This window comes from Streptomyces sp. SID5910 (assembly GCF_009862125.1).
GTDB lineage: Bacteria > Actinomycetota > Actinomycetes > Streptomycetales > Streptomycetaceae > Streptomyces.
In genome coordinates, this window is the sequence record NZ_WWHX01000143.1 from 1 (window position 1) to 9,961 (window position 9,961).

Below are 9,961 nucleotides of genomic sequence, written 5' to 3' on the forward strand. Positions count from 1 at the left end.
CCGCGTCGGCCGTGCCCGACCTGCTCGACGCGGCCGGGCACCCCGGACTCGCCGAGGCCTGGCGCGCGGCCGGCGGCACGCCCGGCACAGGTCCCGCACAGGCGGGCGTCCCCGGCGAACTGCCCAGTACGCTGCGCCGCCAGGCCCTCGAAGCCCTCGGCTACCGGCGGGAGGACGGCGGCCTGCTCGCCACCCCCACCCTCGCCGAGCTCGCGGACGCGGTCGGCGAGGCCGGCGCGGACCTGCTCCTCTACCTGGTCCCCGGCGAGGACGAGGTCCCCGGGATGGTGATCGCGGTCGGACCGCACCTCGGCGCCGGAACGGGCGCGCTGCCCCTGCTGTCCGGCACCGGAAGCGGCCCGCTGGAGCGCTACCTCGACGCGGCGGACGCACGCGGCACAGGCACAGGCACCGGCACCGGCCGCGAACCCGACCCCGACGCCGAGCAGGCCTGGGAGGACGCCCTCGGGGCGCTGTGCGACTGGGCGTTCCAGGTGCTCGGCCCCGTCCTCGCCGGCATCGAGGAACGGCTCACGGACGCCGGCCGGCTCGACGGCCGGCCGCTGCGGGCGGTCCTGGTGCCCTGCGGACGCCTCGGCATCGTCCCCTGGCACGCCGCCCGCTTCCCGGCCGAGGCGCCCTACGACCACCTGTGCCAGACGGCGGTCATCAGCTACGCGGCGTCCGGTGGCCAGTTCCTGCGTACGGTGCGGCGCGCACCGCGCGACCCCGCGGCCGCCCCCGTGCTGGTGGCCGACCCGACCATGGACCTGGTCCACGCCGACGTCGAGGTCAGGGCTCTGCGGGACGCCTTCTACCCGGAGGCACGCCTGTGCGGGGAGATCTTCGACGAGCCCGCGGAGAGGCTGGGCGCCGGTACGCCGGACGAGATCCTGACCCGGCTCGCCGACGGCGCGTCGCTGCTCCACGTCGCCACGCACGGATCGGCCGGCACGCGCCCCACGGTCTCCGCCCTGCGCCTGGCCGCCCCCGAGGACGCCCCCGAGGACGCTCCCAAGGACGCCACAGAGGACGCCGACGACGCCGGTCTGCTGACCGTGACCCGGCTGCTCGACCGGACCGGTCCCCGGTACGGCCCGGCGGACGGTGCCGCCGACGGCCCGCTGGTCGTGCTGAGCGCCTGCGAGACCGACCTGAGCACCCGCGACCACGACGAGGCGCTCACCCTCACCACGGCGTTCGTCTCCGGCGGGGCGCGGGACGTCGTCGGATCGCGGTGGACCACGAGGGACAGCACGTCGGCGCTGCTCATGGCGGTCTTCCACCACCACCTGGCCGTGGACGGGCTCAGCCCCGTCGACGCGCTCAGGGCGGCACAGCTGTGGATGCTCGACCCGCACCGCGAGAACCCGGGCTCGCTCGACGGCGAACTGCTCAGGGAGATGCGACGGCCCGGGCTCGACCGCATCCCGCTGTGGGCCGCCTTCGTCCACCAGGGACATCCGGGCCGGAGCGGCCGGAGCGGCCGGAGGGAAGCGAGGACACGGACCATGACCGACGGCACGACGGACGGCACGGGAGAAGGGAGGGACGCGTGAACGACGACGGCACGGGCGAGGGCCGCGGCGATGGAGCGGAAGGGCTGCTCGCCCTGATCGGCGAGCACCGGGACACCGTCCGGGACGCCCTCGACGACGAGCAGTACGCGCTGCTGCTCAGCAGGCTGGCCGCGCTCGCCGACGCGGCGTCCGACGACAGGAAGGCGCTGCTCAGGGCGGTGCGGGGCGTGCAGCTCGCGTTGCTGCCACTGCCGCTGGACCACCCGGTGCGCCGCGCGCTGGACTCCCCGCGCCTGGTCGGGGCGGCGCCGCCCGGGCCGGCCGCGGTGACCGGCGCGCGGGAGCTGATGGCCCGCCTGGTGATCCCGGCACCGGCCCCCGGAGCCGACGGCGACGACCCCGGCACCGGCGACAGCGCCCAGGAACAGCTCCTGAGGGCACCGGCCCTGTCCGCCGACGAGGCGCGGGACCGGTGCGGCGGCACGGCACCGCCGCCGGAGCTGATCAGACTGACGGACGCCCAAGGGGGCGCCCACTACCCGGAGTTCCAGTTCGGCGCGGGCGACGGAAGCCCCTGCGAGGTGGTCCTGGAGGTCAACCGCGTGCTCCTCGCCGACATCGACCCCTGGGGCGCCGCCGCCTGGTGGCTCAGCGGGAACAGCTGGCTGGGCGGGACACCCGCGTCGCTGCTGGGCCGGCTGCCCGACGGCGAGCTGGTCGGCGCGGCAACGGCACTGGCGGAGGGGGACTGATGACCGGCTTCTTCCCCACGACGCCGCTGGAGCTGCGGCCCAACCGCGAGGTGGTCCCGGCGGGCACGGAGCTGTGGCGGGTGCACAAGTCCCGTTACGCGCCGGACGAGTTCAACCCGAACCTCGCGGACGTGCACGACCACCGGGCGGGCAGCCGTTTCGACGGCACGGTGCTGGACCCGTACCACTCCCTGTACCTGGCGGCCGACCCGACGACGGCGCTGGCCGAGAGCGTGCTGCGCTCACGGCCGTTCGACCCTCGGTACAGCATGCGGTACATCCCCTGGATCACGGTCCGGGGACGGTCGCTGAGCGCCCTGCGCACCCGGTGCGACCTGAGTCTCGTCTCACTGATCGAGGAACGGGACCTGGCCGCCGTCTGCCAGGACTCCACGCTCCTGGAGGACGAGCGCAACTATCCGCAGGCCAGGCGCTGGGCGAGCGAGATCCGCGCCCAGACACCGGATGTCGTCGGCCTGGTGTGGCAGTCGCGGCGCAACCGGCCCCGGCAGGCACTGGTGCTCTTCCACGACCGGGTCGACGACTGCCCCGGCTGCGACGGCAAGCCGCTGGAGGTCCTGCCGGACGCCGGGATCACGGACCTCGGCTCCGACGCGGGCATCGACCGGGCGAACGAGCTGCTGGCACCGCTCCGTTCGGAGATCTCCAAGCCGGCACGACCGTAACGACGCGACGACCCGGACGAGCGCAACGACCGGCCCGGTTCCGGGGCCGGTCGTCCCGCTTGTCCGGGTGTGAACCCTGGTGCCATCGTGAACCCATGGCATCGACTCCTCCTGACCACGCGTCACTTCACAGCGACCTCAGGGAGGTCAGGCGCGCGGGCCTGGTCCGGCTGCGCGGGCGTGCGCTGCCCGCGCTGGAGCCGGCCGCCGAGGCGGTGGGCGCGGGTACCGCCCGTACCCCGGGTGCCGCCGTCGAGGCGCTGCTGCGGCTCGCCGTGTCGCGCCTGGACGCGGGCACGCTGCGCACCGCGGCCGAGTACACGCTCGGTCTGGCGCAGGGCACCAGGGACTGGCCCGCGTCCTCCCGGCGCGCCAGGGCGGCCGCGGTGTACGGGGTGAGCGTCGAGCGGTTCCGCAAGGACCACGAGGTGATGGTCCTCGGGCAGATCGCCGAGCACATCGTGCTGCTGGTGGCCGAGGCGACGGCCGAGCCGACGACCGGGACCCCCGGTGCCGCGCCCGCCGACGCCGGAGGCGCCGGCACGCACCGCTCGGTGGCGGCCCGGGTCGCCGGCCGGGACGTGCGGCTCACCCTCCACATGCACCCCGCCGACCTGCTGCGCGACGTGGACGTGATCGTCTCCCCGGCCAACGTCTACTTCGCGCTGCCCGAGTCGTACAAGTCGTCGGTCGCCGCGTCACTGCGCCGGGCGGCCGCCGTGCGCGGGGTGACCGGTGAGGTCCTGGACGACCCGGTGCGCGACGAGCTGCGGGCCTGGGCGGAGCGGCAGGGCGTCTCGGGCCGCGCGGTGCTGCCCGGCACGGTGGTCGCCACCGGCCCGGGCGCCCTGGCGGCGCAGGGCATCCGGCGGATCTACCACGCGGCGGTCGCCGTGCCCCGGGCCGGCACCAACGACTACGACGTGCTGCCGGCCGACGTCACCCGGGCCACGTCCCGGGCCCTGGCCGTACTGGCCCAGGAGCGCGACCGGCACGACCCGCCGCTGCGTTCGGTGTGCTTCCCGCTGCTCGGCTCGGGGCGCGGCGGGCTGCCGTACCACGTCAGTCTCGCCGCCGTGTGGGCCGCCCTGGAGGCCGAACTGGCGCGCGGGGCGCGGTGGGACGTCCACTTCCTGGTGCGCACGCCGGAGGCCGCGGCGGTGGTCGAGCGCGTCCAGGCCAGGATCCGCCCGGCGCGCGACCAGCGGCCGACCGGGTGACCCGGTTGAATGGAAGGGCGCCCCGGGTCCGCGCGAGGGCGCGCGGAGGAGCGGACGAGAGCGCGTGAGCGTGCACGGGAGCGCAGGGTGATCCGCAGGGGTGCGCGGGGGCGCGAGGAGGTGTCAGGCGTTGCACGGTCCATCGTTTTCCGCTCTGCCAGGGACAGTTGACGGGCTGTCACCTACCGTGGGCGCATGAGCGGCGAGATGCGGGAGTGGGCTCTCGGGGCGCCGGGCCGGATCGTCACCTGGCCGGCGCCCGACGCGTACGTACTGGTCGAAGGCGTGCTGCTGCGCATGCGCCCCGACCCCCCGGACATGCCGCCGGGAACGGAGGTCGTCGTGGGCCAGGACACCGAGCGGCGGAGCCTCGTCGCCCACCGGGCCGCGCCGGGGACCGGGGACGGGCGGGCCGGGGATGAGTGAGTACGGCATCGGCCTCGCGGAGGGCTACGACGAACGGCAGCCCGTCGTCCTGCTCCTCGACACGTCCGCCTCCATGGGGCGGCCCGCGGAGAGCCCCCGCATCGACGAACTCAACGACGCACTGGCCCGCTGGTTCGCCGGCGTCAGGGCGGAGCCGAGGCTGCGCGCGCGGGTGGAGGTCTGCCTGATCGCGTTCGACTCCCGGGTGCGGGTCTTCGACCCGGTCCGCGAGACGCTGGCGCCGGCCGGGGAGACCACGGCGGACCGGCTCTTCGTGCCGGTGGACCGGATGCGCCCGCCCCGGCTGGAGGCGTCCGGGCTCACCCGCATGACGGAGGCCGTCGAGACGGCGCTCGACCTCGCCCGGGAACGCTACCGGGCGCTCCAGGCGCAACGCGTCCAGGTGCGGCGGCCGTTCCTGTGGGTGCTGACGGACGGCGCGCCGAGCGACGCCGACGGGCGGAGGATGGACCCCGCCGCCCTGGCCGGCACGGCGGCGAAGGTGCGCCGCGGCGAGGAGCGGGGCGAGTGCGTGTTCCAGGCCGTCGGCGTGCGCGGCGCCGACCTGGACCTTCTGCGGGTGCTGGCGCCCAAGGCCACGCTGATGCTGGAGGAGCAGGGCTTCGAGCGGATCCTCGAGCTGATGTTCCAGAGCTCGGACCGCAGCGATCCGGACCAGGCCGCCGACGAGATCCACGGCCAGGTGGCCGCCCTGGCGGAGCGGCAGCGGCGGCTGCAACTGCTGGAGGAGAGATACCAGTGATCGTCGCGGGGGCCGCCGTCCAGGGCACCGGGCACCTGGCGGCGGGACTGGGATGCCAGGACGCCTTCAAGGCCGTCGACCTGGGCGACAGCGCGGTCCTCGCCGTCGCGGACGGCGCCGGCGGCCGGGAGCGCAGCGCGCTCGGCGCCCACCTCGCCGTGGACACGGCCTGCCGGGTGCTGGCCGAGGACGCCCCGGGCCCGCAGGACTCCCCGGAGACCTGGACCCGGTGGATCGCCGCGGCCGGCGCCCGGGTGGTCGCGGAGTACCTGCGGTCGGTGACGGCCGTCCTGACGGCGACGGCACCGCCCCACGCGGCGGACGCGCCGGACGCGGAGCCCGTGGACGCCGGCGCCCTCGCCGCCACCCTGGCCGCCGCCGTCGTCCGGCCGCCGTGGGCCGCGTTCGTCTCGGTCGGCGACTGCTTCGGCACGCTGCTCACCCGGGAGACCGTGGCCGCGGCGGAGCCGGAACCGGCCGAGCGCTGCCACCTCGTCCTGCCGCCGCCCGAACCCCGAGGCCCGGGGCCCGTGTTCCTCTCCTCGCCCGGGGCCGCGCTGCGCGCACGGTCGTTCGTGGTGTGGGAGCCGGAACTCAGCGGCGTCGTCCTCGCCACGGACGGCTGCACCGCGCTGACCCTCGACCACCCCTCCGTACGCGGACTCCCCCCGGAGGCGGGGCCGTTGCCGTCGGAGCGGTTCTTCTGCGGGCTCGCCGCCACCCTCCGCGCCAACGGAGGCGACGCCGAACCCCTGCGCGCCCTGCTCTGCGGGCCCGGCGCGGCCCGCACCGGCGACGACCTGACCGTGCTGTGCGCCCTGACCGACGGGAGGTGACGATGGCCCTCACGGTGGTGTCCGGCAACGGACGCGAATGGCGGCTGACCGAGCGGATCGGCAGCGGCTCGGAGGGAGTCGTGTACGGCGTCGACGACGCGCGCCCCCTGGTCGCCAAGCTCGTACCCGACCCGCCCGATCCGGCCGCCTACCGCCGCCGCATAGCCAGGCTGGTCCGCCAGCGCCGCGAACCGCGCACCGTACGGCTGCTCTCCGCGACGCCGGTCCGGGTCGCCTGGCCGATGGTGGGGGTGCGCACCGCGGGCCCGGGCGCCGACGGCGTCGACGGCTACGTGATGACCGACATGCGCCACGCCCACCGGCCGTTCACGCACCTGCTGACCCCGGCCGCCCGCCGCGCCCTGCTGCCCCGGGCCACCTGGGCGACCGCGCTGGCCGCCGCCCTCTCGCTCGCCCGGCTCCTGGCCGACCTGCACGCCGAGGGCTATGTCGTCGGCGACCTCAAGCCCGACAACCTGTGGGTGGACGACCGGGGCGAGGTCGGCATGGCCGACGTGGACTCCTGGGAGTTCACGGACGGCGGCGAACTGTTCCCGGGCCGGATGGGCACCCCCGGCTACCTGGCGCCCGAACGCGTCGGCGCCCCCGCCGGCACCCCGCCGCGGCGGACCTCGGACGACTTCGTGCTGGCCGTCCTGATCCACCAGCTGCTGATGGACGGACTGCACCCCTTCGCCGGATATCCCGCGGACGGCGGCGACTACCGCTCCTACGACGACAACGTCCTGCACGGCCGCTGCCGCCTCCTCGACCGCACGTCGGTGCTGCTGCCCCGCTCCGCGCCGCCCGTCGACCTGCTGCCCCGCCGGCTCGCCGCCCTGCTGCGCGCCGCGTTCGGCGGCGTACGGCCCTCCGCGTCGGCCTGGGCCGAGGCGCTGGCCGCCGAGTCGGCCCCGGGGCGGCTGCGGGCCTGCCGGAGCGACCCCCGGCACGTGCACACCGTGGAACGGCCCTGGTGCCCCTGGTGCGACCTGGCCGAACGCGCCGGCGAGAGAGCCGAACGGGCCGCCGGGACGACGGAACGCACGGCCGCGGCAGCGGAGTTGGCCGAATGCCGGGACGAGGAGACGAGGACGCCATGACCGAGACACCCCTGCTCTCCGTGGCCCGCAGACTCGACCACTGCACCGTCCTCGGCCCGGGGAACCGCGCCGTGATCTGGGTCCAGGGCTGCCCCTTGCGCTGCCGGGGCTGCGTGGCGGCCGAGACCCTGCCCTTCGAGGGCGGCACCGCGTACACCGTGGCCGAACTCGCCGACTGGCTCTGCTCCTTGCCCGACGTGGAGGGCGTCACCCTCTCCGGCGGGGAGCCCTTCAGCCAGGCCGCCCCGCTGGCCGCGCTGCTCGACGCGGTACGGGCGCGCAGGCCCGGGTTCGGCGCGATGGCGTACTCGGGCTTCCGCCACGAGGCCCTGCGCCGGGGCGACCGAGGTCAACAGGCCCTGCTGCGGCGCCTCGACCTCCTCGTCGACGGCCCGTACGTGGCCGCCCGCCACGCCGCTCTGCGCTGGCGCGGCTCGGCCAACCAGCGCCTCGTCGCCCTCACCGACCGCTACGCCCACCTGACGGACGAGCCCGACACCAGCGCGGGCGTCGAACTCTCGCTGGAGACCGACGGATCGCTCTCCTGGGCCGGGGTGCCACCGACCCCCGGATTCCGGGAGGGACTTGAGGAACAACTCGCGGCGCGGGGCTTCGTGCTGCACACCCAGGCACGGAGGGAAGCATGAGCGGATCACCGAAGTACAGCACCGTCACGGTCGCCCCCGCCTACCGGCAGCGCGAGGAGCAGCGGCGCCGGGAACAGCAGGCGGCACGCCGCCGCCGCGAGGCCCAGCGCGCCAAGGAGCGCGCCGAGATCGCCGCCCGGCGGGCCCGGGAGGCCGCCGCCCGCCGGGAACGGGCGAAGGCCGCGGCCGAGCGCCGGCAGCGGGAACTCGCGGCCCGGCGCGCCACCGAACAGCAGGCCCACGCCTCCCGGCTCGGCCAGGAGCAGGCGGGCGCCGACGCCCGCCGCCTCGACGAGGTGCGCGACCTGCTCGCCCGCGTCCGCACCTCCGGCAACGGCGCGCCGCCCGCCGAACTGGGCGCCTTGGAACAGCAGTTGCAGACCCTGCGCGGCAGGATCGGCCGGGCCGAACAGCTCGGCGGGGCGATCGAGGAACTGCGCGGCCGCGTCGTCCTGCTGGACCGGCGGACGGACGACACCGGCCGGGGCACCGACCCCGGCGCCGTGCTGGCCGGCTTCGAACGCAGGCTGGCCGGGATCGGCCCGGACGCCGCCGAGCACGACGCGGAGGGCCGGCAGCGGTGCCTGGAACTGCTCGACCGGCTGCGCGCCTCGGCCGGTCCCGACGGCCGGACCCGTTTCGAGGCGCTGCTCGGCACGATGGAGCACGCGCTGACCCGGCACGCCGCGACCGCCGCGAGCCATGTCGAGGCGGAACGGCAGCGCGAACAGCAGGTGCGCGAGGCACGGCGGCAGGCCGAGGAACGCGCCGCCGCCCAGGCCGCCGCGGACGAGGCCGCGGCGGAGGCGGAACGCGAGCGCCTGGCCGCCGCCCTCGGCGAGGCGGCCGACCGGCTCGACGTCGTGCACCGGTCCGCCGAGGACGCGGCCGAGGACGCGCGCGAACTCGCCGACCCGGAACTCGCCGGGCGGATCGAGGAGGCCCTGCGCGCCGTCACCGGGCCCCTCGCGGCCGGCGCGGCGACCGAGGCCCTCACGGCGGTCACCGCGCTGGAGGAACTGCTCCCCGAGGCCGAGGCGCGACTCGACGAGCTCCAGCTCGCGCACACCCGGCGGATGGACCTCGGGCAGGCCCTCCAGGACGCCATGCTCGGCGAGGGCTTCGCCTTCCTGGGCGGCGACGACCAGGGCGAGCGTCTCGTCCTGCGCTTCGAACGGCCCAGCGGCGCGAGCTACGAGACCACGATCGCCACGGACACCGGCGGCACGCCCGTCCTCGTGTACCACGTGGACGGCGAGCCCGACGTGGCCCTCGATCCGGCGCCCGAGGGCGCGGTGTGCGACCGCACGGAGGACCTGCTGGAGCGGGTGCACGAGGCGGTCGGCGGACAGGACGGCTTCGTCCCCGGCGAACTCACCTGGCAGGGCAAACCGCCCTCGCGGCAGGCACGGCAGCTGCCCGGCGCGGAGGAGTGGACGTGGAGCCGGTGAGCACGGTCGGCTGGGAGAAGCGCGCGAACGGCGTCGGCGGTCCGCCGCCCGCCGAACGCGCCGGGCAGCGGGGCGGTGCCGGCCGGGACGGGGAACCGGCCGCCGCGGACGGCATGATGCCGCTGTGGGCGGTCTCCCTCGGGTGGGAGCTGCGGCGCGGGCGCCAGGTGATCCTGAACGGGCAGGTCAGGGACCGCTGGTGGTTCGAGGACCGGCCCGCATCCTTCCGCGAGGTGGTCGCCGGAGTGCTGGAACTGCGCGGCGCGGAAGTCGTCGGCTGGTGGGACCCGGTCGCCGGACTCACCTTCCCGGTCCCGGGCCACGCAGAACGCTTCGACCGCCTGGTGGCGGGACTCCCGCCGAACGCCCCCCAGGCCACCCGCCCCGCCGCCCCCGGCGACGCGGGGCCCGGCGCCGGGGCGGGCGCGCCGAACGGCACACCGGGTTCCACGGCCCCCGGCGCCGGGGCGGGCACCCCGAACGGCACACCGGGCCACACGGCCACCGGCGCCCGGTCGGGCGCGCCGCACGGCACACCAGGCCACACGGCCCCCGGC

The 9,961-nt window shown here is 76.4% G+C and carries 10 protein-coding genes and 1 pseudogene; all 11 read left to right on the plus strand.

Annotated features, from left to right (window positions below; translation table 11 throughout):
* Positions 1-1,559: CHAT domain-containing protein (locus GTW67_RS05305; protein WP_161163630.1), on the plus strand; the 1,559-nt coding region annotated here is incomplete at its 5' end.
* The gene (locus tag GTW67_RS05310) at positions 1,556-2,272 is read left to right on the plus strand and encodes a hypothetical protein (RefSeq protein ID WP_161163631.1); all 717 of its coding nucleotides are present in this window, start codon (positions 1,556-1,558) and stop codon (positions 2,270-2,272) included. The genes GTW67_RS05305 and GTW67_RS05310, both read left to right, overlap by 4 nt.
* The gene (locus GTW67_RS05315; RefSeq protein WP_161163632.1) at positions 2,272-2,958 is read left to right on the plus strand and encodes an RES family NAD+ phosphorylase; all 687 of its coding nucleotides are present in this window, start codon (positions 2,272-2,274) and stop codon (positions 2,956-2,958) included. The genes GTW67_RS05310 and GTW67_RS05315 overlap by 1 nt, the downstream gene beginning before the upstream one ends.
* A 95-nt stretch (positions 2,959-3,053) precedes the next feature.
* Positions 3,054-4,178, plus strand: a complete 1,125-nt coding sequence (locus GTW67_RS05320) for a macro domain-containing protein (protein WP_161163633.1) — start codon at positions 3,054-3,056, stop codon at positions 4,176-4,178.
* 195 nt (positions 4,179-4,373) lie between these two features.
* Positions 4,374-4,604: a hypothetical protein gene (locus tag GTW67_RS05325; RefSeq protein ID WP_237518678.1), complete on the plus strand. Its 231-nt coding sequence runs from the start codon at positions 4,374-4,376 to the stop codon at positions 4,602-4,604.
* Positions 4,597-5,367, plus strand: coding sequence for a vWA domain-containing protein (locus GTW67_RS05330; RefSeq protein ID WP_161163634.1), 771 nt, complete (start codon positions 4,597-4,599; stop codon positions 5,365-5,367). The genes GTW67_RS05325 and GTW67_RS05330 overlap by 8 nt, the downstream gene beginning before the upstream one ends.
* Positions 5,364-6,203: a protein phosphatase 2C domain-containing protein gene (locus GTW67_RS05335; protein WP_161163635.1), complete on the plus strand. Its 840-nt coding sequence runs from the start codon at positions 5,364-5,366 to the stop codon at positions 6,201-6,203. Before GTW67_RS05330 ends, GTW67_RS05335 begins: the two co-directional genes overlap by 4 nt.
* A gap of 2 nt (positions 6,204-6,205) precedes the next feature.
* Positions 6,206-7,306, plus strand: coding sequence for a protein kinase domain-containing protein (locus tag GTW67_RS05340; RefSeq protein WP_202436847.1), 1,101 nt, complete (start codon positions 6,206-6,208; stop codon positions 7,304-7,306).
* Complete coding sequence (locus tag GTW67_RS05345) at positions 7,303-7,953, plus strand: 4Fe-4S single cluster domain-containing protein (RefSeq protein ID WP_161163637.1); 651 nt, start codon at positions 7,303-7,305, stop codon at positions 7,951-7,953. The genes GTW67_RS05340 and GTW67_RS05345 overlap by 4 nt, the downstream gene beginning before the upstream one ends.
* The gene (locus tag GTW67_RS05350; RefSeq protein ID WP_161163638.1) at positions 7,950-9,404 is read left to right on the plus strand and encodes a coiled-coil domain-containing protein; all 1,455 of its coding nucleotides are present in this window, start codon (positions 7,950-7,952) and stop codon (positions 9,402-9,404) included. The genes GTW67_RS05345 and GTW67_RS05350 overlap by 4 nt, the downstream gene beginning before the upstream one ends.
* Positions 9,392-9,961, plus strand: a pseudogene (locus tag GTW67_RS37470) (hypothetical protein); the annotation flags it as partial. The gene GTW67_RS05350 and the pseudogene GTW67_RS37470, both read left to right, overlap by 13 nt.